This is a genomic window from Pseudoalteromonas sp. MMG012, from assembly GCF_018100875.1.
Lineage (GTDB): Bacteria > Pseudomonadota > Gammaproteobacteria > Enterobacterales > Alteromonadaceae > Pseudoalteromonas > Pseudoalteromonas aurantia.
Window position 1 is genome coordinate 1 of record NZ_JAGJEF010000071.1, and the last position, 26,426, is coordinate 26,426.

Annotated in this window: 20 protein-coding genes, 1 tRNA gene and 1 other RNA gene; 13 read left to right on the forward strand and 9 right to left on the reverse strand. The window is 40.6% G+C overall.

The window, feature by feature from the left end; genetic code table 11:
- Positions 1-86: 86 nt before the first annotated feature.
- Positions 87-1,469, reverse strand: coding sequence for an exodeoxyribonuclease VII large subunit (gene xseA / locus J8L97_RS18520; protein WP_211052046.1), 1,383 nt, complete (start codon positions 1,467-1,469; stop codon positions 87-89).
- Between the two features lie 113 nt (positions 1,470-1,582).
- Between xseA and guaB the strand changes: the two genes are divergently transcribed.
- The 5 genes from guaB (at position 1,583) to rimI (ending at position 5,806) form a co-directional block, all read left to right on the forward strand.
- Entirely contained in the window at positions 1,583-3,052 is a 1,470-nt protein-coding gene (gene guaB, locus J8L97_RS18525) for an IMP dehydrogenase (protein WP_192506382.1), read from the forward strand.
- 166 nt (positions 3,053-3,218) lie between these two features.
- On the forward strand, positions 3,219-4,793 hold the full coding sequence (gene guaA, locus J8L97_RS18530; RefSeq protein ID WP_211052048.1) for a glutamine-hydrolyzing GMP synthase: 1,575 nt from the start codon (positions 3,219-3,221) through the stop codon (positions 4,791-4,793).
- Between the two features lie 146 nt (positions 4,794-4,939).
- A tRNA-Trp gene (locus J8L97_RS18535) sits at positions 4,940-5,016 on the forward strand.
- Between the two features lie 66 nt (positions 5,017-5,082).
- Positions 5,083-5,352, forward strand: a complete 270-nt coding sequence (locus J8L97_RS18540; RefSeq protein ID WP_192506384.1) for a hypothetical protein — start codon at positions 5,083-5,085, stop codon at positions 5,350-5,352.
- 13 nt (positions 5,353-5,365) lie between these two features.
- Positions 5,366-5,806 carry a ribosomal protein S18-alanine N-acetyltransferase gene (gene rimI, locus J8L97_RS18545; RefSeq protein ID WP_211052069.1) on the forward strand — a complete coding sequence of 147 codons (441 nt, stop codon included), beginning with the start codon at positions 5,366-5,368 and terminating at the stop codon, positions 5,804-5,806.
- A 57-nt stretch (positions 5,807-5,863) separates the two neighbouring features.
- Here rimI and J8L97_RS18550 read toward each other — a convergent pair whose 3' ends face one another.
- Complete coding sequence (locus tag J8L97_RS18550) at positions 5,864-8,539, reverse strand: ATP-binding protein (RefSeq protein WP_211052070.1); 2,676 nt, start codon at positions 8,537-8,539, stop codon at positions 5,864-5,866.
- A 311-nt stretch (positions 8,540-8,850) separates the two neighbouring features.
- A non-coding RNA gene (gene ssrS, locus J8L97_RS18555) (6S RNA) lies at positions 8,851-9,033 on the reverse strand.
- Positions 9,034-9,229: 196 nt separating this feature from the next.
- Here ssrS and J8L97_RS18560 point away from each other — a divergent pair.
- The 4 genes from J8L97_RS18560 to J8L97_RS18575 are packed head-to-tail and all read left to right on the forward strand — an operon-like array spanning position 9,230 to position 13,460.
- Positions 9,230-9,793 carry a UPF0149 family protein gene (locus tag J8L97_RS18560; protein WP_211052050.1) on the forward strand — a complete coding sequence of 188 codons (564 nt, stop codon included), beginning with the start codon at positions 9,230-9,232 and terminating at the stop codon, positions 9,791-9,793.
- On the forward strand, positions 9,793-11,103 hold the full coding sequence (gene pepP / locus J8L97_RS18565; protein ID WP_211052052.1) for a Xaa-Pro aminopeptidase: 1,311 nt from the start codon (positions 9,793-9,795) through the stop codon (positions 11,101-11,103). Before J8L97_RS18560 ends, pepP begins: the two co-directional genes overlap by 1 nt.
- Positions 11,104-11,112: 9 nt before the next feature.
- Complete coding sequence (gene ubiH / locus J8L97_RS18570; protein ID WP_211052054.1) at positions 11,113-12,297, forward strand: 2-octaprenyl-6-methoxyphenyl hydroxylase; 1,185 nt, start codon at positions 11,113-11,115, stop codon at positions 12,295-12,297.
- On the forward strand, positions 12,297-13,460 hold the full coding sequence (locus J8L97_RS18575; RefSeq protein ID WP_211052056.1) for an FAD-dependent monooxygenase: 1,164 nt from the start codon (positions 12,297-12,299) through the stop codon (positions 13,458-13,460). Before ubiH ends, J8L97_RS18575 begins: the two co-directional genes overlap by 1 nt.
- Positions 13,461-13,817: 357 nt before the next feature.
- Here J8L97_RS18575 and J8L97_RS18580 read toward each other — a convergent pair whose 3' ends face one another.
- On the reverse strand, positions 13,818-14,669 hold the full coding sequence (locus J8L97_RS18580; RefSeq protein WP_210995888.1) for a LysR family transcriptional regulator: 852 nt from the start codon (positions 14,667-14,669) through the stop codon (positions 13,818-13,820).
- Between the two features lie 130 nt (positions 14,670-14,799).
- Between J8L97_RS18580 and J8L97_RS18585 the strand changes: the two genes are divergently transcribed.
- The 4 genes from J8L97_RS18585 (at position 14,800) to gcvP (ending at position 20,106) form a co-directional block, all read left to right on the forward strand.
- Positions 14,800-15,372 carry a hypothetical protein gene (locus tag J8L97_RS18585; RefSeq protein WP_211052058.1) on the forward strand — a complete coding sequence of 191 codons (573 nt, stop codon included), beginning with the start codon at positions 14,800-14,802 and terminating at the stop codon, positions 15,370-15,372.
- 132 nt (positions 15,373-15,504) lie between these two features.
- The gene (gcvT, locus tag J8L97_RS18590) at positions 15,505-16,587 is read left to right on the forward strand and encodes a glycine cleavage system aminomethyltransferase GcvT (protein ID WP_211052060.1); all 1,083 of its coding nucleotides are present in this window, start codon (positions 15,505-15,507) and stop codon (positions 16,585-16,587) included.
- Between the two features lie 53 nt (positions 16,588-16,640).
- The gene (gene gcvH / locus J8L97_RS18595; protein ID WP_211052062.1) at positions 16,641-17,030 is read left to right on the forward strand and encodes a glycine cleavage system protein GcvH; all 390 of its coding nucleotides are present in this window, start codon (positions 16,641-16,643) and stop codon (positions 17,028-17,030) included.
- A gap of 184 nt (positions 17,031-17,214) precedes the next feature.
- Positions 17,215-20,106, forward strand: a complete 2,892-nt coding sequence (gcvP, locus tag J8L97_RS18600; RefSeq protein WP_211052063.1) for an aminomethyl-transferring glycine dehydrogenase — start codon at positions 17,215-17,217, stop codon at positions 20,104-20,106.
- Between the two features lie 79 nt (positions 20,107-20,185).
- Here gcvP and J8L97_RS18605 read toward each other — a convergent pair whose 3' ends face one another.
- From J8L97_RS18605 to J8L97_RS18625, 5 genes are read right to left on the reverse strand one after another with little or no spacing between them, the layout of a single operon-like run.
- Entirely contained in the window at positions 20,186-21,163 is a 978-nt protein-coding gene (locus J8L97_RS18605) for a hypothetical protein (protein ID WP_211052064.1), read from the reverse strand.
- A gap of 24 nt (positions 21,164-21,187) precedes the next feature.
- The gene (locus J8L97_RS18610; protein ID WP_211052065.1) at positions 21,188-23,365 is read right to left on the reverse strand and encodes a DEAD/DEAH box helicase; all 2,178 of its coding nucleotides are present in this window, start codon (positions 23,363-23,365) and stop codon (positions 21,188-21,190) included.
- Positions 23,359-24,813 carry a Hachiman antiphage defense system protein HamA gene (locus J8L97_RS18615; protein ID WP_211052066.1) on the reverse strand — a complete coding sequence of 485 codons (1,455 nt, stop codon included), beginning with the start codon at positions 24,811-24,813 and terminating at the stop codon, positions 23,359-23,361. Before J8L97_RS18615 ends, J8L97_RS18610 begins: the two co-directional genes overlap by 7 nt.
- Positions 24,810-25,940 (reverse strand): MBL fold metallo-hydrolase, encoded by a 1,131-nt coding sequence (locus tag J8L97_RS18620; RefSeq protein ID WP_211052067.1) that lies wholly within the window; start codon positions 25,938-25,940, stop codon positions 24,810-24,812. The genes J8L97_RS18615 and J8L97_RS18620 overlap by 4 nt, the downstream gene beginning before the upstream one ends.
- An 8-nt stretch (positions 25,941-25,948) precedes the next feature.
- The gene (locus tag J8L97_RS18625; protein ID WP_211052068.1) at positions 25,949-26,122 is read right to left on the reverse strand and encodes a helix-turn-helix domain-containing protein; all 174 of its coding nucleotides are present in this window, start codon (positions 26,120-26,122) and stop codon (positions 25,949-25,951) included.
- Between the last annotated feature and the right edge of the window lie 304 nt (positions 26,123-26,426).

The following is a 26,426-nucleotide window of genomic DNA, read 5'->3' on the forward strand; positions in this document are numbered from 1 at the left end:
CCTAGAGCACGGTTTCGAACATACCTTGCCCCTGACAACATCTTTTCCTATCAAGCAAGATAAAAATAGCAAGTACTTAGATAAAGCTACTTTGAATTCGCTGTGATTTTAGTTATTTGAGAATGTACCATCCCGTCATTAAATTGTGTCGTTATAGCTTGGCCATTTTCGAGCTGAGCAATCGATTTTATGACCGTTTTATTTGTTTTTGTAATGCTATATCCTCGCGCTAGTACACTTAACGGGCTAACACTGTCTAACCTTGCAGCGAGTAAAGCCAATTGGCTTTGTTGTTCAGTTTGCTTGCGTTGTTGTAACCGGTGTAATTGTTGTTGTAATTGACTTAGGCGCTGCTTTGCAATGTTAATGTGCGCTTTAGGGTGTTGATGTTCTAACCTTTGCTCTAGCAAATTCATACGGTTTATGAGGGTGTGTTGACGTTGATTAAAAGCACGCTGCAAACGCATTGAAAGCTCATCAACACGCTGAGATTGCTGCATTAATTGGTTTTTTGGATGTTGCAAGCGCAGTCGTTGAGATAGTACTTGTACATGCTGTTTTGCATGAGCAATATGGTTGTTTGCAGCTTTACTCAGCTGGTTTTTATAACTTTGAACCTCAGCGAGTAAAACCTCTTGGTCTGGACTGACTAATTCAGCAGCAGCAGAGGGCGTTGCGGCTCGTAAATCAGCCGTGTAATCTGAAATAGTGGTATCTATTTCATGGCCAACCGCACTAATCACAGGCAACGTGCTGGCAAATACGGCACGTGCTAATAGCTCTTCGTTAAAGCACCATAGATCTTCGAGTGAACCACCACCACGACCTATGATTATGACATCGACTTCGTTACGTTGATTAGCAAGTTGAAGCTTTTCTATTAATTGATAATGTGCGTCTTTGCCTTGTACTTGTGAGGGATAAATAACCACTTCTAATTGTGGGGCTCTGCGCTGTAGCACGGATAAAATATCTTTAATTGCAGCGCCTGTGGCAGAAGTGATGATTCCTATTTTATTGATTTTTTCAGGCAAAGGCTTTTTATGGACACTACCAAATAGCCCTTCTGCTGCGAGCTTTAACTTGAGTGCATCATACTGTTGTTTCAGCAGGCCTTCACCCGCTGCCTCCATATGTTCGACGATGACTTGGTAATCACCTCTTGGCTCATAAACCGAGATGCGCGCGCGTAATGTCACTTGTGCACCATTGACGGGGCGATAGCTGCATTGGCGGTTATTACCGCGCCACATTGCGGCTTTGACTTGCGCTTTTTCATCTTTGAGTGAAAAATACCAATGACCTGACGCAGGGGCAACAAAATTAGAAATTTCTCCAGTAAGCTGAATTTGAGCAAAACCTTGCTCTAAAATAGCTCGGATCTCTTTGTTTAATCTAGAAACGGTATAAACATGTTGGGGTATAGTACTGCGCGATTGATAGCTCAATTTAGTTTCTCCAAGTGCCATTGCGGAGTACTTTATCATATTTTTTGATAATATTTATTTACTCGCATGGGGAACGCTGATAAAATTTGCACGCAATTCCTTATACTCAGTTCCACGTGAGAGAAACCGCAAACATGCTAAGAATTGCCAAAGAAGCCCTAACCTTCGATGATGTGCTATTAGTTCCAGCACACTCTACTGTTTTACCTCATACCGCAAATCTATCGACGCGTTTAACGCGTGGTATTGAATTGAACTTACCGCTTGTATCTGCTTCTATGGATACCGTTACCGAAGCGCGTTTAGCGATTGCGTTAGCGCAAGAAGGTGGTATTGGTTTTATTCATAAGAATATGACAATTGAAGAGCAAGCTCGTAACGTACGTAAAGTAAAAACGTACGAAGCGGGGATTGTTTCTTTTCCAGTGACGGTGACCTCAGATTTAACCATTGAAGACGCATTGGTACTTGCTGAAGAAAAAGGCTTTTCAGGTTTTCCTGTAACCGGCGCCGACAATCAGCTTGAAGGGATTGTAACGAGCCGCGATATGCGCTTCGAAACAAAACTTGAACAGCCTGTCTCGACTGTAATGACGAAAAAAGACAAGTTAGTGACAGTTAAAGAGGGCGCATCTCGTGAAGAAATTCTTGGTTTAATGCATGAGCACCGTATCGAAAAGATTTTGGTTGTTGATGATGCATTTAAGCTTAAAGGTATGATCACGGTTAAAGATTATCAAAAAGCACAAGAAAAGCCGAATGCATGTAAAGATGAGCGAGGTCGTCTTCGTGTTGGCGCAGCCGTTGGTGTTGGTGCTGGTACTGATGAACGCATTGCAGCATTGGTTGATGCGGGTGTCGATGTATTGCTTATCGATACTTCACATGGTCACTCTCAAGGAGTGCTAGACCGAGTTAAAGAAACGCGTACCGCATTTCCAGATTTACAAATCGTCGCAGGTAACGTTGCAACAGCTGAAGGTGCGATTGCTCTTGCGGATGCGGGTGTTGACGCGGTTAAAGTGGGTATCGGCCCAGGATCAATTTGTACAACACGTATCGTAACTGGTTGTGGTGTTCCACAAATCACGGCTATCTCAGATGCAGTTGAAGGCCTTAAAGGTCGCGATATTCCAGTGATTGCTGATGGTGGTATTCGTTTCTCAGGTGATGTTGTTAAAGCATTGGTTGCAGGCGCGTCATGCGTGATGGTGGGCTCAATGCTCGCAGGTACTGAAGAGTCGCCTGGTGAAGTTGAATTGTATCAAGGTCGTTACTACAAATCATACCGTGGTATGGGTTCATTAGGTGCTATGAACCAAAAAGAAGGGTCGTCAGACCGTTACTTCCAAAACTCTAAACAAGCTGAAAAGTTAGTGCCAGAAGGCATTGAAGGTCGTGTTGCTTACAAGGGACCTATTGCGACAATCATTCACCAGCAAGTGGGTGGTATTCGCAGTGCTATGGGTCTAACCGGATGTGCTGATATTTTTGAGCTAAATACTAAACCACAGTTTGTGCGTGTTACATCTGCTGGTATGGGTGAGTCGCACGTTCATGACGTGCAAATCACCAAAGAAGCGCCTAACTATAGAATGGGCTAACACACTGAAATTCAGTGTGTGCAAATGGGCTAGCGCATGCTAGCCCTTCTTAATTTTAAGTAAAGTTCGTTTTTGTGCTTTACTAAATTGATACCAATATAGCGAAGTTAACTCAGAGTAGTTTATTTCGGTTGGTGTGAGTCGTTTCCTAACTACGAGATTATCAATGAGCAAAGACATCCATGATTCCCGCATTTTGATTTTAGACTTCGGTTCACAGTACACGCAGCTAATTGCGCGTCGTATTCGTGAGATCGGTGTTTATTGTGAGCTATGGGCTTGGGACGTGACCGAAGAGCAGATCCGTGAATTTAATCCGCAAGGTATTATTTTATCGGGTGGCCCAGAGTCGACTACTGAAGATGATAGCCCAAGAGCACCTGAGTACGTATTTAACGCTGGCGTGCCAGTATTAGGCGTATGTTACGGCATGCAAACAATGGCGATGCAGTTGGGTGGCTTAGTTGAAAGCTCTGACAAAAAAGAGTTTGGTTATGCCCGTGTTGAAAAAGTGGGCGATTGTAAGTTATTTGATCAAATTCAAGATCACATTGAAGACGGCACTGACTTTTTAGATGTGTGGATGAGCCACGGCGATAAAGTTATCTCAATTCCTGACACATTTACGACGACAGCACGCACAGATACGTGCCCTCATGCTGCGATGTCTTGGGAAGAAAAGCGCTTCTATGGCGTGCAGTTCCACCCTGAAGTGACACACACGCAGCAAGGTCTGCGCTTATTAGAACGTTTCGCAATCGACATTTGTGGTTGTGAGAAGTTATGGACGCCAGCACAAATTATTGATGACGCGATTGCGCGTATTAAAGAAAAAGTAGGGGATGACGAAGTTATCCTTGGCTTATCTGGTGGGGTTGATTCATCCGTAGTTGCGATGCTCATTAACCGTGCAATTGGTGATAAACTGACTTGTGTATTTGTTGATAACGGTTTGCTTCGTTTAAACGAAGGTCAACAAGTCATGGATATGTTTGGTGACAAGTTTGGTTTGAACATCATCAAAGTAGATGCTGAAGCCCAATTTTTGAAAGACCTTGAAGGCTTATCAGACCCTGAAGAAAAGCGTAAAGCGATTGGCCATACTTTTATTGATATTTTTGACGAAGAGTCGAAGAAATTGGTTAATGCTAAATGGCTTGCACAAGGGACTATCTACCCTGACGTGATTGAATCTGCCGCGTCTGCTACAGGTAAAGCACATGTGATCAAATCACATCACAATGTTGGCGGCCTGCCAGATGATATGAAAATGGGGCTGGTTGAACCATTACGTGAATTGTTCAAAGATGAAGTACGTAAGATTGGTTTAGAGCTCGGCTTACCTTACGATATGCTTTATCGTCACCCATTCCCAGGACCTGGTCTTGGTGTACGTGTACTTGGTGAAATTAAGAAAGAGTATTGTGATTTATTGCGTCGTGCAGATGCTATCTTTATTGAAGAACTACATAAAGCCGACCTTTATCATAAGGTGTCTCAAGCATTTACTGTATTCCTACCAGTGAAGTCTGTGGGTGTGATGGGTGATGCACGTAAGTATGATTGGGTTGTATCATTACGCTGTGTTGAAACCATTGATTTCATGACCGCGCGTTGGTCACACTTACCTTATGACTTCTTAGGGTTAGTTTCTAACCGTATTATCAACGAGATTGATGGAATCTCGCGTGTTGTTTACGATATTTCAGGTAAACCACCGGCAACTATTGAGTGGGAATAACCACTTATTAGTTACTTAGTTTGCTAATATTTAAGGCGAATATGTTAAATATTCGCCTTTTTGTTTATTTAAGAAGCAGTTGAAGCGTAATTTATGAAATAACGCTTTACCTTTTATAAAACATCTCTATAATTCGTCGTCATTGCAGGGGCGTAGTTCCAATTGGTAGAACAGCGGTCTCCAAAACCGATGGTTGCGGGTTCGAGTCCTGCCGCCCCTGCCACTTCCTTTTTTACTTCATATTTTATACCCTAAAGTCACATTCAGTTTTATATATTCGCAGGTTTTTATGCACCCATTGCATGCTGAAGTTCTAGAAATTACACCTTTAAGATTAAAACAAGCGGATCATACTGGCACCGGCTCGAATACGCAGACCGTATTGACCCTCAATCCTCAACTGTTGAGTGATATACAATTGGCCGACTCCTTAATTGATTTGAGCGTCATTTACCAAGGTGCTGATGTTGGCATAACCGAAAAGCATCTTTTGCTTCCCAGTGCACAGTTGAACTCGCAGCAAAAGCGTCAATTATGGAAACTACTAAGTGAATACTGAAATTAAGCACGATATGTTGGCAACGCTAACACTCAATGAGTTGATGACCATAGAGCGTGCTTGTCACGGGTTCCCTTGGTCTGAAAATACCATGCAAACCTGTTTGGCGGGCCGTTATTTTAACGGTGCACTGTATTGTGATGAAAAATTGGTTGGCTTTTACATTGGCGAGCGTGCTGGGCCCGATAATACCCTAATGGATATTTGTATTACACCGGCATATCAAGGCCGAGGGTTAGCAAAAGCGTTACTTCATGACTTTGTGGCACGCAGTGAAACAATGTCAGCCGAGAATGTATTTTTAGAAGTACGCGCATCGAATGTTGCTGCAATTGGTTTATATACTCAAGTAGGGTTTACCGAAGTGGGGATACGTAAGGATTATTACCCGAGCACACAAGGTAAAGAAGACGCAATACTCATGGCACTCGCCCTCAGCTTTATGATGGGATAATTAAAGCCTGTACGTGCATCCTAATAGCACACAGAATAGGCATATTATCGATTAGGTTCAGTTGGCGACTTTAAGTGATTGTTGATTTTTCAGTGTGTATTTGATGGCTTCAGTTAAGTTGAGTAACGCATATTGCCATTGCGCTTGATTGTTTGTCCGTAAGCTTTGCTCTAAGTCATCAGCTGCACTGTGAATATTCATAAAACCAAAGCAACCAGCGCTACCCTTTAAACTGTGCGAAAGGGCTCTGAGAGACACCCATTCTTGATTGTCATAATAAGACTCAAGTTGGGTTAAATACTCAGGTAGCTTTGCAATGTAGTTTTGACTGATCTGCATGAACTTTTCACTTTGTAATAAAGAATCCCATTGCGACTGGCTGGCATCTTCAAGTTGAAGGTGTTCGAGAAGCACTGCACCTAACTCTGTTTTATCAATAGGCTTACCGAGCGTTTCATTACAACCTGCCGCGAGGTAAGTATCAACGTCTTGTTTCATTACATTAGCTGTGAGCGCAATAATAGGCCCATCGTAGGCGGCATGTCTGAGCATTTCAGTGGCTTCAAGCCCGCCCATAACCGGCATTTGCATGTCCATTAAAATCAGGTTGTAGTCATTGACGAGCGCTTTTTCTACCGCTTCTGCCCCATTTTTGGCAATATCGGGCGTGATCCCCCAAGCTTGTAAGAGGAGCGTCACTAATACTTGGTTATCTGGATTATCTTCAGCAAGTAAAATATGGGCATCTATGTGAGTATTAGATAGCTCTTGAGAAATGTCTTGCTCAGGTATCGACTTAGATAGCTCATAGGTCAGTTCATAGTCGCTACATTGATAATTACCTGCAATATGGATTGTAAATCGACTCCCAACACCTTGCTCACTGTGCACCTCAACGTCGCCACCCAATAGTTGAGCTAAATTTTTGGAAATACATAGCCCCAAGCCAGTACCACCAAAGCGTCGAGTGGTTGTGCTATCGGCTTGCTCAAAAGGCTTAAATACACGATTGATTTCAGCTTGAGACATACCAATGCCGGTGTCTTCGACAACAAATTGAAATTGCTGCAGAGTTTCATTAAAGGACACTGTGATCTTTATGCCACCAAACTCAGTAAACTTCACGGCATTGGTTGCGATGTTTAAGAGGATTTGTTTGAGTCTGGTAATATCACTGTGCATTACTTTAGGTAACGGGAATTGGTAATCAATAGAGAATGACAATAACTTCTCTTGCGCCATAGGTGCCATAATGGAATCAATATCTTCGAGTAAAGGCTGTAATTCCAGCGCATTTTGTTCAACAGCGAGTTTTTCAGCCTCAATTTTGGATAAGTCTAGGATATTGTTTATGAGTTCTAATAGATGTTTTGAGTTTCGCAACACGGTATCTAAGTGGTGACGAGTACCTTTCGCATCTGGGTTATGTAAAAGTTGCTCAGTAAAGCCCATGATGGCCGTCAAAGGCGTTCGGATCTCATGACTCATATTGGCTAAAAATCGGCTCTTAAGTTCATTGGCCTGTTTGGCTTGTGTAATCGCACCACCAAGCTGTTTGTTCATTTCTTCTAATGCGCGGGTACGGTTGTCGACTTTTTCTTCTAGGTGATGTTTATATTCTTCCAACTCACCTTGGAAATCTCTGATTTGTTTCACCATGTGATTAAAGTCGTGGAACAAGGTGCCAACCTCATCATTACCTTGTGTTGGTAGGTAAACTGACAAATCGCCATCGCCCACACGATGACTTGCTTCACCTAATAATTCAATGGGGTTGAGGAGTAAATTACGCACCACGATAAAAATGAGAATGGGTAATATAATGACTGACAGAATAACAATCAGCGCTGTAATTAAGCTAATGGCTTTACCTGAATGGTAGAGTAAAGATTTCGGTATCGTGGATAAATAGTAATACCCCCCGCTGAGTTGCACGGCATAGAGCATACGTTCAACATTATCGATACTTTCTAAATTTATAGCGTTGAGCGTGCCTTTATCGGCGACTTCATGTATTTGTTCAATTTCATCAGGTGACAAGTAGTTGCTGAATAGTTGTTTGTCTGAGCTGAAAAGAATTTCACCGCCATCAGTCACGAGTAAGTTTAAGGTATTGTCATAAGCCGATTCAAAAATACTTGAATTGATAATAGATGGGTCAACGCGAACAATAATATAACCTTGCTGATTCGGTTGTTTTAATTGTAAATTTACCCCATATATGCGCTGCACAAAGTAGAGGTGTGTGGTGCCTTTGGCTGTTGCCACCATAAATTGTTGTTGTCTGAGATTGTTATTAATGACTTGACTGAAAAAAGGGTAGCTTATTGGCGCTTGGCTCAAGTTATTTGCGTGATACGCTTTACTATTTCCTTTTGGCCCCACCAAATTAATACTTAAAATGTCTGGGTAGGCTTCACTGTAACTGGCAAATACGTCCACTAATGCGCTGAGTTTAGAGGTACTGGAAACCGTATCTACATTGGTTTGGTTAAGAAAATCCATCAAAACCGGAGAGTTAGACAAAAGCTTTGTTGTGGATTGGTATATTTCAATGTAATTGAACATTTTTTGTTGTTGTTGTTCAACAAAGCGACTCACGGTAAGTTTGGCTTGTTTTTGTGTTGAGCTCGTCACATTTGTGAGTGTAAATCCACCAAGAAACAGCAAAGGCAAGATCACCAAGGGGGTGATGTACCATAACAACTTAATACTTAACTTACTGGTTTTCATTGCTTTACAAATATATCCGTATGGTTGAGCTGCATGAGTAGCCATTCTTAATGCGCGTTTGCCTAATCGTAAGCCAATGCTGCACTTTTCACAAGAAAACGCGTTAGTGTGAGGCTAATTGAGTAACTATTTTATCTAGTTGCTATATTTTATGCTTATTCTCTATGTGGTTTGAGATATAAATTCAAGCTGTTACGCGGTATTTGACGTCGCGTTAAGTGCGATGTATTGAAAGTCGATTGCATTGGCAAATGCATACGTTATTTATCGCGTTATGCGGTTTAAAATAAGCGAAGAAGGTATTGAAAATGGTGTGCCCCAGCGACGCGGATGCTGATGTCAGCCCTCGAACCCTAAGGTTCAAGGCGGAACGCAACAGCTTACCGTAGGCTTCTCGGTACATGCCGAGCTTGCACAAAAGTAAGCAAACTACGTCCCTAAATAAAGTTTATCGGCTCAGGGACTTAATCGGCTGTCCAACGAGCTAGGGAACCTATTCAGTATATAAAACATCTGCCTCAGTAGAAACCTAAAATGCAAAATACTTCGCTGTTTGCTGCTAATTTATGCTGTATTGCTAGTTTACTAAACGACGAGTTTGATTTTTAACCCAGCACATACAATTGCTTGGAGTTGCTATACTTCGAGTGGTAGCATTAACAAACTAAATTGTGAGTGTAAGAAATACTGATGAGCGAATTAAAAGATTATACCCAAGCCCAATTGGTGCTAGAAAAAAACGACATTTATGTAGCCCCTGCTGAAGTACATGGTGCCATCAGTGGTTTATTAGCTTGCGGTCTAAATATTGAAGCAAAAGAATATTTGGGCTTACTCAGTGATGTGTTTAATGAAGGTCAAAACTTCAGTGAAGAACTGAAACAGTTTTTTGCTGAAATGTATAAGCATGTTATTGAGCACTTTAATGAAAGTGAATTTCAGTTCGACCTATTTTTACCAAGCGAAGACGAATCGCTGCTCGACCAAGCAAATGCGCTGGTAGGTTGGGTATCAGGCTTCTTACTTGGGTTTGGTTTAAAGCAAAAAGATTATGGTAAGTTGTCGGCTGATGTAAAAGAAGTGATCAGTGACTTTACTGAGATCACCAAACTAGATACACATTTCGATGACAGTGAAGAAGATCAACAAGCGCTGCACGAAATCATTGAATACATTCGGGTTTCGGCACTACTGTGTTTTGCTGAAATGGGTAAAGAGCCAGAAGCTGGCACAACTTCAAAGACGCTACACTGATGATCACAACACATGAATTTTTAGAACGCCGCACTCGCGTGCTTGCAGAGTTAGATGTCGGTTCAGTTGCGGTTATTGCCGCCGCAGTAGAGCTAACGCGCAGCAGAGACACCGAATATGCATTTAGGCAAGACAGTGATTTTTTCTATTTAACGGGCTTCAATGAACCTGATGCGGTTCTGGTGCTGAGTAAAGATAGCAATGGCAAAGGTAAAAGCAGCTTATTTTGCCGGAATAAGGACAAAATAGCCGAAATTTGGCACGGCCGAAGAATGGGGTTTGAGCGGGCAAAACAAGATTTATTGCTTGATGATACTTTTCCTTTGAGTGAGTTAGATGACACACTTTTAGACTTAGTTAACGGTAATCGTATTCTGTATTACGGCCAAGGCACCTACCCAGCATTTGATGATAAAATTTGGTCCATTATGAATACATTAAGGGGCGCACCTAAAAAAGGTTATCGAGCACCTGAAATTATCAAAGATATTCGACCTATTTTGCATGAAATGCGATTGTTTAAATCAAACGCAGAAATAGCAGTGATGCGCAAAGCCGCACAAATTAGTTGTGATGCGCACAAACGCGCAATGCGTTTTGCCTCTGCTGATGCAACAGAGTATCAGCTTGAGGCTGAAATACATCATCATTATGCAATGAATGGTGCACGCCACCCAGCGTATGGCACGATTGTTGGTTCGGGGAATAACGCCAATATTTTACATTACACTGAGAATAGCGACCAGTTACACAGTGGTGACCTTGTTTTAATCGATTCAGGGTGTGAACTTGAAGGGTATGCCGCTGACATTACACGCACTTTTCCTGTTTCAGGGCAGTTTAGTGAACCACAAAAAGCACTGTATGCGCTGGTATTGGCTTCTCAAGAGGCGGCATTTCAACAGGTAAAACCGGGCGGTACTTTAGTTAAAGCAAATCATGCTGCGATGAAAGTAATGACGCAAGGTTTGATCGACCTCGGTATTTTAGCGGGCGATTTAGATACACTCCTAGACAAACAAGCTTGCAAAGCTTTTTATATGCATGGCTTAGGCCATTGGTTAGGTTTAGATGTGCATGATGTTGGTGAATATAAATTAGATGAAGCTGACAGACCATTTGAGCCAGGCATGGTGTTGACGATTGAACCTGGTTTGTATTTTGATGAAGATGCGCAAGTTCCCTCGCAGTTTCAAGGTATTGGCATACGAATTGAAGATGATTTGCTTATCACTCATGATGGCTTTGAAAACTTAACTGCGGGTGTCCCAAAAACCATTGCAGAGATAGAAGCGCTAATGCAACAGTAGGAGAATCGGTTGCAACAGTTTGATGTATTAATTGTAGGGGGCGGTATGGCTGGTGCAACCGCTGCCTTGGCAATCAAAAAACAATGCCCCACATATCACATTGGTGTTATTGAAGCCTTTGAACCTCAAGGGCAAGCACATCCTAGCTTTGACGATCGCAGTATTGCATTGGCAGAGCAGTCTGTATCGTATTTAAAGCGGTTTGGGTTATTTAATCCACAGTGGTCATTTGCACAAGCCATACATCAAGTCCATGTGTCTGATCGGGGCCACTTTGGAAAAGCTGATATAGATCATCAACATTATAACTGTGATGCGCTAGGGTATGTGGTGGAAGTCAACCCGTATGGTAATGAATTACATCGGCAGCTGCAAAGTGCAGATATTGGTATGTTTTGTCCAGCCAATGTGGCCCAGTTGGAGCAGAAAATAGACCATGTGATAGTGACGCTCACAACGGGTGATTTATTGAGTGGCAAGTTGCTGGTGTTAGCTGATGGGGCTAAGTCGCCAACACGGGATAAGTTGCAGTTAGGGTTTACGAGTAAGGCGTATGAACAAGGCGCATTAATTGCGAATGTTGAAGTGGCTGGTGGGCATGATGGTCAGGCATTTGAGCGTTTTACTGAACATGGCCCGATGGCGTTGTTACCTATGAGTAAAGATCGCTACTCATTAGTGTGGTGTATGCACCGTGATCAGCTACACGAATATCAAACTATGACAGGTACGCTGTTTATAGAGGCACTACAAAGTGCATTTGGTTTCCGTGCTGGTATTTTTACCCAAGTAGGCGAAAGAGCTCAGTACCCACTTGTGCTGGGCAAGGTTGACCGTGTCGTTCATCACCGCGCTGTGGTGATAGGGAATGCTGCACATGCAATTCATCCAATTGCAGGGCAGGGGTTTAACCTTGGTGTACGTGATATTCAATCGCTCGTATCGTTAATCGAAAAGTACCCTAGAGAGGCGTTGGGAGAATTTGCATTTACGCATGAATTTGAGCAAAGCCGGCTCGCGGATATTGATCATGTGATGGCATTAACTGATGGACTCGTTAGATTATTTTCAAATAGTTCGCGATTGGTTGCGCTGGGCCGCAACTGTGGATTACTGGCGATGGCATTGTCTACACGCTTAAAAAGCCCGTTGGCGAAGCAATTAATGGGTCATGTGAGAAAAGGAAACAAGTAATGCAACAAGCGCAAGTTTGTATTGTTGGTGGCGGTGCCGTAGGGTTAACTCTGGCATTGGGGTTAGCGAAAAAAAATATCAGTGTTATAGTGATAGATAGTGGTTGTGAGCCACAGCCTTTGGCTGATAGTTTTGCAAATCGAGTGAGCGCAATAAGCCTTGCGAGTCAAATTTTATTTGAGTCTCTGGATGTATGGCAAAGTATTAGTGCAATGCGCGCGATGCCTTACACGCATATGGATGTTCGGGATCAAGACAGCTTCGGAAAAATTACATTTAATAGCGCAGAATTAGATTTACCTGAGCTTGGTCATATTATTGAAAATGACGCAATCCGTTTTGGGCTATTTGTGGCTTTACAGCAACAACCTAGTGCCACCTTATGTTTTGAGACCCGTTATCAAGCAATTCACCAAACCGACAGTGATGTATTGATCACGTTGGAGTCGGGGATGCCGGTGATGGCCAAATTACTGGTCGCTGCAGATGGAGCAAACTCGGCGATACGAACCCAGTTTAAAATGCCATTGACGTTTTGGGATTATGACCACAATGCGATTGTGGCAACGGTTAAAACGCAACAACCGCATAATGCCACGGCACGGCAAATATTTTTAGATACTGGACCATTGGCATTTTTACCCTTAAATGATGCACATCATCATTCTATTGTATGGTCGACCTCACCTGAAGAGGCTAAGCGCTTAATGGCGTTACCTGCTACTGAATTTAATAAAGCACTAAATGTCGCAATAGATAGCCAATGTGGCTTGTGCGAAGTGGCAGACGATAGAGCCGTTTTCCCACTAAAAATGCGCTATGCTCAGCAATGGCTTAGTGGCAAAGTCGTATTGATGGGGGATGCGGCACATACAATTCACCCGTTGGCTGGGTTAGGGATGAACTTAGGGCTTAAAGATGCGGCTTCATTAATTGCGTGTTTAACTCAAGATGGGGAGTTTGCGTCTATGCGCACACTTCGTGAGTATGAGCGAAGTCGTAAGCTCGATGCGCAAAAACACATTGCCATGATGCAAGGCTTAAAAGAGTTATTTGAAGGCGGGCATCCGGTTAAAAAATTATTACGTGGAGTGGGCCTAAGCCTAGTGGATAATTTGGGACCGATAAAAACATTGTTTGCAAAAGAAGCCGTGGGCAAATAGGGAGAGCGTGAACATTCTTAGTTGCATATCGTCTTTCTGACCTACGTCAGAAAGACGATATAGTGAAATAGTCTCGTCGCCCTGAGTATTAACTTTATCGTCGCCCTGAATTGGTTTCAGGGTCCATGTGCTTTTGCAGTGATATGCAAGTGAATCTGGATTCTGACCTACGTCAGAAAGACGATGGTACAGGGTGAGACATAGGGAGAAAGGCTCTAAGCCTGGTTATATGTGTCTTGACGTTTCACCTGATAGTCGCCTTGACGTTTAGTATTATCATCTCCCTGAATTTTAACTTTATCGTCGTCCTGAACTTGATTCAGGATCCATTGACTCAGAAGTGATAATTGAAAACAATTAGCTTAATCGTAGCGCAATAAATTCGGCTAACTTATCAACAGCGTGAACTGACTCAGCCGAGTTTTTCACTAAACAAATATCAATATCTCCCAACTCAGGTAAATGTTTGGTATTGGCTTGGTAGCTCAGATCGCTGGGGACGGTACTTTTAGCGAGTACAGTCACACCTAACCCTTCTTTTAGGGCTGCAATTAGTCCTGTTAGATCGGCATTGCTGTAAATGATACGATGTTTTAGTCCTGCTTGCTGCAGCGCTTCAATGGCTCTGCGGCGATAAATGCAACCTTCTGGTGCCGTTACCAATGTGACCACTTGGTTTGTATCTTTGATTAAAGATAAATCGCCGACCCATACTAATTGATCTTGCATGAAAACGGGGAATTGTTCAGACCCCGTTTGTTCATTTAGAGCCAATACCAGGTCGAACTGATCTTGACGGGAGACGGAGAGTAAATGTTTACTCAAGCGCGATTTTACTTCTAGAGAGACATCGGGATACAAAGCAACAAAGTCGCCAATAATAGAAGGCAGTATGCGTGCCGCAAATTCGCTGGGAATACCTAAGCGTACTTTGCCTGTTACGCTCTCAGAAGTGAACTGCTGTAAAATAGCATCGTTGTGCTGCAGCATTTGCTTGGCAAGGGGCAGTAATAACTCGCCATATTGGTTGAGCACCTGACGTTGGCCTTGTTTTTTAAACAGTTTACAATTGAGCATATCTTCAAGGCGCTTAATTTGCAGTGAAACCGCCGGTTGAGATAACCCAAGGCGTTCACCCGCTTTCGCAAAGCCACCCACTTCCACTACCGTTACAAGCGTGCGCAGACCATCAATCGATAAGTTCTTCATATTAATAAATACAATTTAATCTAGCTGTTTATATAAGTATTATTTATCAACTGATAAAAAATTACAATTTGTTGTTGCTTATCTGCACCCATATACTCGCAGTTAATGAAAATTTATTTAGGGTGTAGCAATGACTTTTGCTCCTACTATGTTTGCTAAACATCGACAAGGTACTGCGCCGGTAGACAACAGCATGGTTGCTACACATAGCCTAGTAGTATTGGACTTTAGTGGTTTTGAAACCACGCCATTTTTAAGCCAAGTGCTAGGGCTGAATTTAAACAAATTGATTGCCCCAGGATTGGGCGTCAAAGGTCAATTAGTCAGTGGTGAGTATTTTGCCGTTTATTATTTTAGCGAAACCGCGTATCGCTTAGTGGTAAATACTGATGCGATTGCATCATTTAAAGCATTAATAAAGCAGCATGATCATGATTACGATATAGAGCTGGTGGTACGCGATGATTTAAGTATCAATACGTTAAGCGGCCAGCATGCTTTTGACACGTTAGTAACTAGTTTTGAGCTAACACCGGGTCTGTGTTTATCAGATAAACAAGTCTGTTATGGCAGGCAAAGTGGTGAGGTGTTTGTCACTTCATTACTTGAGAATGACCAGCAGCAGTATCAATTGATTGCTTTACAGTCCACATTGGATAAATGGCAAGGCGTGTTGCGTGAACAAGGCTTTCACCTAAACTAACACCCAGATTAAATGACAAGGGCTAGGAGCGTATTCTTCGGCCCTTGTTGCTATTGAATTAACCCCACCTCAATATGAGGCAATACTGGTTGTTTATACACAACAAGTACACAAATAAAGTGAAGGAATGATATGACTTCTAAAACAGTACTACATGCTAAGCACATTGAAGCTGGCGCAAAAATGGTAGATTTCCACGGGTGGGAGATGCCAATCAACTATGGTTCTCAAATTGAAGAGCATAACGCAGTACGTACCGATGCAGGTATGTTTGACGTGTCTCACATGACCATTGTTGACGTAAAAGGCGACGACGCAAAAGCATTTTTGCGTAAACTTGTTGCCAATGATGTGGCGAAGTTAACTGTTCCGGGTAAAGCTCTTTATACCGGAATGCTTAACGAGCAAGGTGGTGTTATTGATGACCTTATTATTTATTTCTTCACAGAAACAGATTATCGTTTAGTTGTAAACTCAGCAACGCGTGAAAAAGACTTGGCACACATCGCGACTGTATCAGCAGGGTATGCTGTTGAAGTGACAGAGCGCCCAGAGTACGCAATGATTGCAGTACAAGGTCCGAACGCGAAAGCAAAAACGGCTGAGATTTTAAATGCGGATCAAAACGCGGCTGTAGAAGGTATGAAGCCATTCTTTGGTGTGCAAGCAGGTGATTTATTCATCGCTACCACAGGCTATACCGGTGAAGCAGGATATGAAATTGTGGTACACAATGACGGCGCGGCTGACCTTTGGCAAAAATTATTAGATGCAGGTGTTGCTCCTGCTGGCTTAGGTGCACGAGATACGCTACGTTTAGAAGCGGGCATGAACTTGTACGGTTTAGACATGGATGACACAGTGTCACCATTGGCTGCAAATATGGCATGGACGATTGCTTGGGAACCTGCTGAGCGTGACTTTATTGGCCGCAAAGTAGTTGAACAGCAGCGTGCGGATAAAAGCACTGATAAGCTAGTTGGTTTAGTGTTAGAGAGCAAAGGTGTATTACGTGGTGGCTCTAAAGTTATCGTAGAAGGTGGCGAAGGGGTGATTACTTCTGGTACATTCTCTCCGACATTAGGTTTTAGTGTTGCTTTAGCACGTGTACCTCGCTCTACTGGTGAGACAGCACAGGTTGAAATGCGCAAAAAGTTAGTTGACGTTAAAGTAGTGAAGCCAAGCTTCGTACGTAACGGCAAGTCAATTATTTAATATTATAATAGGGCGGTGCGCCGCCTAAAAAAACCGAACCAAAGGAACAAAAAATGAGCAATATTCCTAGCGAGTTAAAGTACGCGTCTTCACACGAGTGGGTTCGCGCTGAAGGTGATGGTACTTATACTGTAGGTATCACTGAGCACGCTCAACAGCTTTTAGGCGACATGGTATTCGTAGAATTACCAGAAGTTGGTGATGAAGTTGATGCGGGTGAAGATTGTGCAGTCGCTGAGTCGGTAAAAGCGGCATCAGACATATACGCACCAATCACAGGTGAAGTCGTTGCTATTAACGAAGACCTTGAAGATTCACCTGAAACAGTAAACAACGATGCGTTTGGCGATGGTTGGTTATTCCGCGTTAAAGCATCTGATGAAGCTGAACTTGGTAACCTGTTAGACGCTGAAGGTTACGCAAACTCAATTGACGAAGACTAATCTTCGCGTGAGTTTTTAAAAGCCCCTAACTGGGGCTTTTATTGTTTTCAAACACACACTTTAATAAGGCCAATACCCATTGAAGTGGGGTGTTTTAAATTGCTTAGCGTAAACCAAATATAAACCCCGTTGGTTTATTGCAGTAAATATTATTTATATTTTTGGATCATAGGAATCTGGACTAATGTCAAACGCCAAATCTCTTGAACAGTTAGAGCAAAAGCAAGATTTTATTCGCCGCCATATTGGGCCTAGCCCAGCGCAAGTTAGCGATATGCTAGCTGCTCTAGAAGTATCGAGTGTTGAAGAGCTGATCGGTCAAACCGTCCCTGCGGCTATCCGTTTAGAGCAAGGTTTAACAGTTGGCGATAGCCGTACTGAAGTTGAAACGCTGAGCTACTTAAAATCGGTTGCAAGCCAAAATAAAGTATTCAAGTCGTACATTGGTCAGGGTTACCACCCAACACATGTACCAAACGTGATTTTACGTAATGTACTTGAAAACCCAGGTTGGTACACGGCATATACTCCTTATCAGCCAGAGATTGCCCAAGGTCGTTTAGAATCATTACTTAACTTCCAGACTCTTACCATTGATATTACCGGCTTAGACTTAGCATCAGCCTCATTGCTTGATGAGTCAACGGCTGCAGCAGAGGCGATGGCACTGGCAAAACGCGTGTCTAAAGCGAAAAAAGCCAATGCATTCTTTATTGCCGAAGATGTTCACACGCAAACCATTGACGTGGTCACAACGCGTGCAGAACAGTTTGGCTTTGACATCATCGTTGGCCCAGCGACAGACGCGGTAAACCATGAAATTTTTGGTGCTTTATTCCAATACCCAAGCACAACGGGTGAAGTGGTAGAGGTACAAGCACTTATCGCACAAGTACAAGACAAAAAAGCGATTGCCTGTGTTGCCGCAGACATCATGAGCTTAATGCTACTAAAAGCTCCAGGTAAACTGGGTGCAGACGTGGTACTGGGTTCAGCACAGCGTTTTGGTGTACCAATGGGCTACGGTGGTCCACATGCTGCATTTTTCGCAACACGCGATAAGTACAAGCGTTCGCTACCAGGTCGTATCATTGGTGTATCAAAAGACCGCTTAGGTAACGACGCACTGCGTATGGCAATGCAAACACGTGAACAGCATATTCGTCGTGAAAAAGCCAATTCAAACATTTGTACAGCGCAGGTATTGCTAGCCAACATGGCAGCATTTTATGCGGTGTACCATGGTCCTCAAGGGCTAAAAACCATTGCGCAGCGTACTAACCGTTTTGCCAGTATTTTAGCAATCGGCCTTAAAGCAAAAGGCGTTGCACTGAAGCATGACACATGGTTTGACACGCTAACAGTGGTAAGCGCAGATAAAGACGCGGTAGTAGCGCGTGCGATTGCAGCAGAGGTAAACTTTGCAACTAACCATGCCGGTGAATACTCAGTATCAGTGAACGAAACAACCACCCGTGCCGACGTAGCACAGTTGTTTGATATTATTCTCGGTGCAGGCCATGGCCTTGATGTAGACGCACTTGATACTCAGGTTGCAGCTGATGGCATCACAGGTATTCCTGCAAGCCTAGAACGCGACGACGAAATTTTAACGCACCCTAACTTCAACTCGTACCACAGCGAGACTGAAATGCTGCGTTATATTAAGCGTCTTGAAAATAAAGATTTAGCGCTTAACCACTCCATGATCTCATTAGGTTCATGTACCATGAAACTGAATGCGACAGCGGAGATGATCCCAGTAACGTGGCCTGAATTTGCAGAAATGCACCCATTCTGCCCGCTTGATCAAGCGCAAGGTTACCAAGTGATGATCAACGAGCTTAACGAGTGGCTAGTAAACATCACCGGATACGACGCAGTATCATTACAGCCAAACTCTGGTGCACAAGGTGAATATGCGGGTCTTATCGCAATTCGTAAATACCATGAGTCACGTGGCGAAGGGCACCGTAACATCTGCTTAATTCCAAGTTCAGCACATGGTACTAACCCAGCATCAGCACAAATGGCCAGTATGAAAGTGGTGGTTGTTGCGTGTGACTCGCTTGGTAACATTGATATGGACGACCTGCGCGCGAAAGCCGCTGACGTAGCTGAAAACCTATCATGTATCATGGTAACTTACCCGTCTACGCACGGTGTTTACGAGCAAAGCATCAAAGAAGTATGCAACATCGTGCATGAGCACGGCGGCCAAGTATACATGGATGGCGCGAACATGAACGCACAGGTGGGTATTACCAGCCCAGGTTCAATTGGGTCTGACGTATCGCACCTTAACTTGCACAAAACATTCTGTATTCCACACGGTGGCGGTGGTCCAGGTGTTGGCCCAATAGGGGTTAAATCACACCTTGCAGAGTTTATGCCTAACCACAGCGTGATTAATGTACCAGGCACGACTGAAGGCAATGGCGCAGTATCAGCAGCACCTTACGGTTCAGCCGCTATTCTGCCTATTTCATGGGCATACATCACGATGATGGGCTCAGAAGGCTTAAAGCAAGCAACTGAAATGGCGATTGTGAACGCCAACTACTTAACTGAAAAGCTAAGTGAGCATTACCCAATTTTGTACCGTGGTCAAAACAACCGTGTTGCACACGAATGTATTGTTGATTTACGCCCAATCAAAGAAACGTCAGGTATCACAGAAATGGATATCGCTAAGCGTTTACAAGATTATGGTTTCCACTCACCGACTATGTCGTTCCCTGTAGCGGGCACATTGATGATTGAGCCTACTGAGTCTGAATCTAAAGTAGAAATCGACCGCTTCATTGAAGCCATGATCTCTATCAAGGGCGAAGTAGACAGAATCATCTCTGGTGAATGGTCTATTGAAAACAACCCATTGGTATTTGCACCACACACCCAAGCTGACGTACTAGGCAATGAGTGGAACCGAGCGTATGACCGTTTCTACGCGGCATTCCCAGTACCAAGTGTGGCAAAAGACAAGTTCTGGCCAACAGTTACACGTATTGATGACGTGTTAGGTGACCGTAACTTAATTTGTTCATGTCCGCCAATTGAGACGTATGCAGATTAATTGAGTGTGTGTCTGAATATATGAATTTCAGACAATGTATTAAAAAATAGACAAACTTCGGTTTGTCTATTTTTTTACTTTAATTTGGCTTAATAATATCCACTTCGATGGTCAAACAAGTATTTTCTTCTATATCATCCACAAAAGAATTCCACGTATCTGGTTCTACTCTTTTTGAGCAGTAAATAGAGGCACATTTTAAAAATGCTGTTGAGACCTCTAACAAGTCGTTTATAAAGATCTTGAGTGATTCTGAGTTGTTTTCACCGTAGGTAAGATAAATTGAATCTCGATAGTTTGATTTCCCTCTAAAGCGGTTAGCTTGCACAAGAAAATTAACACTACCTTCTGATAGAATTTGGTCTCTATATTCTCGGGCTATTTTTGTTCTAAAACTGTCGACACCAAGTGATTTAAAGTGTTCTGTTTCTTTAATTTGTATTTCGGCTTTCCATAACTCATAACCATGTGTTCCTTTTAAATTAGAACATAATCCCCCATATGCCATAGTTTTATCTCGGATAGAATAATCGAGAGTGTAGGTATTTGTACCTCTGTACCTTTTAATAATTGCTTCGGATTCTTTTTTTACCAATGTTGGTATGGATAAATTAAACGGGGAAGGGATGAGTTCATTAGTAACAATTGATTCTTGCCACAACTTATTAACCATATTTAATTCATCCATATTATGTTCATGATCATAATAGGCACATACCATAGCTTTAGCTGAGAAAACAATTGCATCATGCCAGCACACTATAGCTGAATTACAAATATCACTTTTAAATTCCACATCAGTATTTAATGCGTTTAATGATGCAATATTTTGAAAAGCGAAGTGAATGTTATCGAATACTTTTGTATCGAGTGTTCGGTTGTGTTTTCTTAGCGGAATGTCAGCATATAAATCATTGGCTTCATCTTGAATAGTTGCAGTACTTTCAATAATTAAAGATAATGATCTTAACCAATTCATAGCTCCTTGAAACGCAAACTGTGGTTGTAATATTTCCTTAGATTGTTCTTGTAATCTAGCTAAAAGCCATTGTGACATTTTTATATACTCCTTTATAAAGCCTTACATGAACTTTATAGCATTCTTTAAAATTTCATGTTCAAAACTGGATATTGATTCATTTCTTCTAATAGTGCTGATTTTTTCTTTTATTTTACGGATAACGTCGTCAAGATCATCTTGCTCATTTAATTTGATATCATTTATTATTTTTCGAGATATATGAAAAGGAATCCCGTACTCCTCTAAATAACTAAGTGCGGGTAACTCGAAAAAAGATTCTAGGTGAACAGCGAAGGAGCTATAGTCACCAGGTGTATAAGAAAACCTTTCGAAAATTAATTTTTGTATATCATTGATCGCAAATATTATTTTCGGGAGATTATAACCTATTAAGTTACGCTTAAATTCGAATATAACTTGTACAGCATCGTCTATAGTATATTTACTATCTTCAGACTTCCTATAGTTGTACTCTTCAAGAATCATATCTTTATCTGATACGTTTCCCATAACATCACGAATTCGGCTATTCAATTGCTTAGTTGAACGGATACAACCAGATCCCATTGTTGTTACCTTAAAATACTCCATCATAAGTACACATAAATGGTTTAGTTGATTTTTTTTAGGGTAAGCTTCTGTCCAATTCATTAATCGGTGCCATTTTCCGCATTTATCCACAAAAACTTCAGCAAACTCTAGAAGCCTTTCAGGGGGAATCCCTTGATGTTTATTTAATAGTTCTATAGGGAGAGTCGTTTGATTTGTATAACGAGAAATTTTACGCTTTCCAGCGTCATCCAGCTCTTCACTTATTTGCAGTAACATCGAAGGTGACGCGTTATCACTTTGTGATACAATTGGAATATCTACGAAAGGAAGTGCTTCTTGAGGCTTATCCCCTAGAATATATACATTTCCAACATAATGTTCGAACATTCTCCCACTTCGACCTGATATGTTATTAAAGGTGAAGGTATCTAATTTCTCATTGCGAGTTAAACAATCATCATAAATTATAATATTTCTGGCATTTGTATTCACTCCTTCAATTAGGGTTGAAGTGCATACTAAAATGTTAATCTTTGAACTATTGAACATTTCTACAATTAAAGAACCGAGGGAACGCGGCAACTTAGCATGGTGGCAGGCTATACCATGTTCAATGCCTAACGCAAGGTTCCAGTCTTGGTGATAAACTTCTTTTAACCAATGAGATAAATCACTATTCTTCTCAGATTTTGGAATAATCCCTAAATTAATAATTTTGTTTATCAGATTATTTGCTCGTTTTGGGGATTTACAAAATATGACAGTTTGTTGCTTTGCACCAATAGAATCTAAAATTGATGATAAATGTATATCCCTTTCCTCATCTTTTTTATTATCTGATCCTGTACTTTTAATCTCGTAATAATATTCATTGGTTGAGACTGTTTTGAAGTGATCATACTTTACTAGATTGCAGCTCAAAGTCTTTTCAATACCTTCTGATATACCTTCTATATTTGGCCCTAACATATAAAAGTGTTTGCACTGATTATGTAATTTATGGAACGCTAAATTTAGCCGGTCGCATCTATAATCGTCTGTACTTGTAGGAGCAAGTTTATAAAACTCGTCTATGACAAAAAAATCTACTTTTTCAAGGTTATTTGATTCAATAACTCTTTCTTGTGTATAAATAAAAAGATTACGATCTGTTACTTTTTGATTGGATTGAGTTACTATCTTGTAATGATCATTGTATTTATGAAGTTTTTTCTTTAGTTCATCGATCAAGGCTATGGTAGGAACTACTATTACAATATTATCAAATTTATAATCAGCGATTATCGCTTCTATAATTAAGCTTTTCCCAAAGCTAGTAGGAGCGCTAAGTGCCACACTTTTACCAGACATCAACTTATGAAAAACTTCAGCTTGTTTTATGTGAAATGTTTTATCTACTAATTCTGGAGCCGAAAATAATGTATGTCTAATTCTATCCTTAAAGTCTAATTTTTTTTCTTGTAGATATGGGTAAAGGCCAAGCTCTCCAATTAAATGATCTAACAGTTTAGCTGCATTGCCTAAGTCTTTTCTTCGCTCTAGTAGCCTTAAAACAATATCACGGATGTCATTATTGACTGTATGAGTGTTATAAAGGTCTATTAGATTAATAAGTAAACTATCCCAGTTATCAAATTTAGGGTCTGTAATACTTTCTTTAAAGTTTAATAAAGTCATTTCTAGCATAAAGATATCCCTTCTTTAAACTTACTGAATAAAGTTGATGTGTTGTTTGCTGGGAAAATAAAAACTTTTAAATCAACTAGTCGAATTATGTCATTTGAGAAGTTTTGTTTAAGCAAAAGCCTGCATTCATCTAGTTCTATACGAAGATTATCTTTAAACTTTTCTTCAGAATAGTTTTGAATCGTTTTACTATCATGGGTAATGAATACAGGTATTACTAATCTATCGAAACGTTGAAATATTGGAAGTGTAGAATCCGCTATTTTATTTAGCTTATCTTTAAAAGGCCATGTGGTATCCATTTGTTCAGTTATTAAAATTAATCTTTTTTCTATATCTTTCTGAGAAAATATGGCATTTATATTCTCAATTGCTTTATGTGTAGCATCTTTCAAATTATCTTCTATCGACGATATTCCAAGCCATATTCCAATTTCGCCTCTGTTTAATACTATGTGTGAGCATGATAAGGCTGAGCCTATGTCAGAATTAAATATTTTGTTTACAATAGGGATTGTTTTGTAGTTTTGTCTGATAGCTATATGAAGAAATAAATCACACATTGCGTGAATATCACTTTCCATGAAAAATTTCATGGCTACTTTCATCTGAGAGAACGGTTTGTCTTCTAAGCTTTTCTTCACTGAAGCTGATAGCGCATAATCGATTAGCCACTCACTTGACAGATCAATTAAATTTTGAACTCTCCAAACTGAGCGATCAAAGCCTATATCTAAAGCTTTTATGTTTGGGGTGTCTTTATCACAATCTATTCTTGCGTAAAATGGAGATTTTGGCTGTGAAGGTGGATTATATTCAATTTCTTCTTTAGTGATATTTTGAAAATGAAGCTCATCAAATAATTCTGGGATTTCCTTAGCAATATCTTTATTTGAAATAACTTTAAGAACAGTCGTTCCCCTTTGTACTACTAATACCCCAATTGAATGCTCTTTATATAGGACTGGTGAGCCAGACATTCCTTGATAATCTTTAACAGTTTTAGCTTGAGTTAAATCAAAGCTATAAAGGTGGGTTCTATCCTGTGGGTAGTGATTATTTACGAATACATCTATAGGTGCGGCTATATGGCCAGACTCTACTGGATAGCCACAACTTTTAACCGCTGTTAGGCGAGGAACTTCAGCATCACTTAACGGAATAAATGAAGGTAGAACTTTATTTGGTAACCTTAATATTGCGAAATCCCAGCTAGATTCGTGATTTATTAACTCTAAAGTTACAAAGTTTTTATTTTTAAAGCTATCACTCGTTAAGTAGCAGCGAAAAGTATTGCGGCCTGATATTGTATGTTTAGCTGTTAAAAGTAAATTTTCAGATACAGCGAAACAAGTACCTCTTTTAATGTTTTGACCATTTTCATCTACAGCTTCTAATAAAAAAATAGAGTCAATTTGAAATTCGGTACTTGTTTTTTTGTAACTCATATCGTGATCTCTTCATTACCAAAGTGAATAAATGCTGGGTTAGGCAAGTTACCCAAATTTTTAATGAATGTAGTTGGAATTTTTTCGATTTTATAGTTTAAATAAATGTTGGTGATCGGCTTAGAGGAATATTTAGATATGATTGCTAAAGCCTCTAAATCTGGATGATGATGCTTCTTTCCATTTGTACTAATCAAATATTTGTTACACATAACTCTTTTTATAAAATCTGCGTTAATATTATGTTTACTGCCGTGATGAGATATTTTGATTGCATCAATATGTAATATCTTGATTTGCTGAGAGTCCATCCACTCAATGATTGTTTCTACATGCGAGTCACCTAGCATAAGGATAGATTTGTCATTATTTCGTATAATAAAAGATAAACTTGTTTCATTCGATAAGGATGTATCACGGACGTACTGTTGGGCGCATAGTTCATCTATACACAAAGTATTATTACTTGAAATGTTGGAGTCTTCATTTTGAGTTTGAGAAAGAGAGTTTACGAATGTTTCAAATGATTTTGAGTGTTTGCTTGTAATTACTTTTCTTCGAATACCTCTTTCTTCTAGAACATCTAACCAAAGCGATTTTAATTTATTTAATGATTTTAATTTCGGTCCTAAAATTTGAATTGTAACATCATTAATTTTTAGAGGGTTATTAAATGACTCTTGATGAATAGCTTTTGACTTATTCGTCTGATTTATTAATACTCCCTTTAATTCAAGCATATAGGATAGAGAGGTCCCTTCGGAGAAACCTATGTTCATATCTGTATTATGTACTTGCGAGAAGTTACTTGTTATTGCATCGTATTCGGTATCGTAATCACAATCTAAACCTACTTCCATCTGTGTAATTTCTTTAACGCCATTAAAAAACACATTGGAGATATGGATAGTTTTATTAACTTTTTCATCCAGTAATTTAATTACTCCATTTGTATGATCGCTGTCAATATGGGTAATAAATAGCGCGTCAATTACATTTATATTACTTAAGGACTTGGACCAATGTTTGTAAGATGAAGATGTTCCACCATCAATAAGCAAGTTCGAAAAGTTTGTCTTCACTAAAAAGCAGTCACCATTTCCAGCTTTGTTCATTATAATTTTCATTAATGTCCTTATTTTTGTTTCTGCTCTTCAATCCATTGTTCAATATCTACACGCTTAAAGCGCCAGCTACCGCCGACTTTAAAGCCTGGTAACTTGCCTTCGCTTGCTAATCGGTAAGCCGTTTTTTCATTGAGTTTTAAATAGATCGCCAACTCTTGAATAGTGAGTATATCGTCAGCCATTCACAACGTCCCCTAACTTAGATTAATCCCATCATATGAGAAAATTGAGGAATTTGAAAGTTAATCAAATTAATTGATCGAAATTATTTTTAAACAATTAATTTAGCCTGATTTATCACGTTATTTATATTTAGCTAGTTGATTTGTATGAAGTTCGATATATCGACATTTATATTAATTTTAAATATAGTAAGCTGTTGATATGTAAGGTTTATTTGATCCAATCAATGGGGTCAGAGTCGTTGATTTAGGCTTCACTTGTGTTTGATGGGCTATACTGATGTAACGAAAACTAATGGACTAG

What these genes read in the sequence shown, in the direction of transcription:
- J8L97_RS18620 (WP_211052067.1), bottom strand. Translation starts at nt 25,940, where the DNA reads ATGAAAATTATAATGAACAAAGCTGGAAATGGTGACTGCTTTTTAGTG.
- J8L97_RS18610 (WP_211052065.1), bottom strand. Translation starts at nt 23,365, where the DNA reads ATGCTAGAAATGACTTTATTAAACTTTAAAGAAAGTATTACAGACCCT.
- J8L97_RS18550 (WP_211052070.1), bottom strand. Translation starts at nt 8,539, where the DNA reads ATGAAAACCAGTAAGTTAAGTATTAAGTTGTTATGGTACATCACCCCC.
- J8L97_RS18580 (WP_210995888.1), bottom strand. Translation starts at nt 14,669, where the DNA reads ATGAAGAACTTATCGATTGATGGTCTGCGCACGCTTGTAACGGTAGTG.
- J8L97_RS18540 (WP_192506384.1), top strand. Translation starts at nt 5,083, where the DNA reads ATGCACCCATTGCATGCTGAAGTTCTAGAAATTACACCTTTAAGATTA.
- rimI (WP_211052069.1), top strand. Translation starts at nt 5,366, where the DNA reads ATGTTGGCAACGCTAACACTCAATGAGTTGATGACCATAGAGCGTGCT.
- xseA (WP_211052046.1), bottom strand. Translation starts at nt 1,469, where the DNA reads ATGGCACTTGGAGAAACTAAATTGAGCTATCAATCGCGCAGTACTATA.
- J8L97_RS18585 (WP_211052058.1), top strand. Translation starts at nt 14,800, where the DNA reads ATGACTTTTGCTCCTACTATGTTTGCTAAACATCGACAAGGTACTGCG.
- gcvT (WP_211052060.1), top strand. Translation starts at nt 15,505, where the DNA reads ATGACTTCTAAAACAGTACTACATGCTAAGCACATTGAAGCTGGCGCA.
- gcvH (WP_211052062.1), top strand. Translation starts at nt 16,641, where the DNA reads ATGAGCAATATTCCTAGCGAGTTAAAGTACGCGTCTTCACACGAGTGG.
- J8L97_RS18605 (WP_211052064.1), bottom strand. Translation starts at nt 21,163, where the DNA reads ATGTCACAATGGCTTTTAGCTAGATTACAAGAACAATCTAAGGAAATA.
- J8L97_RS18575 (WP_211052056.1), top strand. Translation starts at nt 12,297, where the DNA reads ATGCAACAAGCGCAAGTTTGTATTGTTGGTGGCGGTGCCGTAGGGTTA.
- J8L97_RS18560 (WP_211052050.1), top strand. Translation starts at nt 9,230, where the DNA reads ATGAGCGAATTAAAAGATTATACCCAAGCCCAATTGGTGCTAGAAAAA.
- J8L97_RS18625 (WP_211052068.1), bottom strand. Translation starts at nt 26,122, where the DNA reads ATGGCTGACGATATACTCACTATTCAAGAGTTGGCGATCTATTTAAAA.
- J8L97_RS18615 (WP_211052066.1), bottom strand. Translation starts at nt 24,813, where the DNA reads ATGAGTTACAAAAAAACAAGTACCGAATTTCAAATTGACTCTATTTTT.
- gcvP (WP_211052063.1), top strand. Translation starts at nt 17,215, where the DNA reads ATGTCAAACGCCAAATCTCTTGAACAGTTAGAGCAAAAGCAAGATTTT.
- guaA (WP_211052048.1), top strand. Translation starts at nt 3,219, where the DNA reads ATGAGCAAAGACATCCATGATTCCCGCATTTTGATTTTAGACTTCGGT.
- guaB (WP_192506382.1), top strand. Translation starts at nt 1,583, where the DNA reads ATGCTAAGAATTGCCAAAGAAGCCCTAACCTTCGATGATGTGCTATTA.
- pepP (WP_211052052.1), top strand. Translation starts at nt 9,793, where the DNA reads ATGATCACAACACATGAATTTTTAGAACGCCGCACTCGCGTGCTTGCA.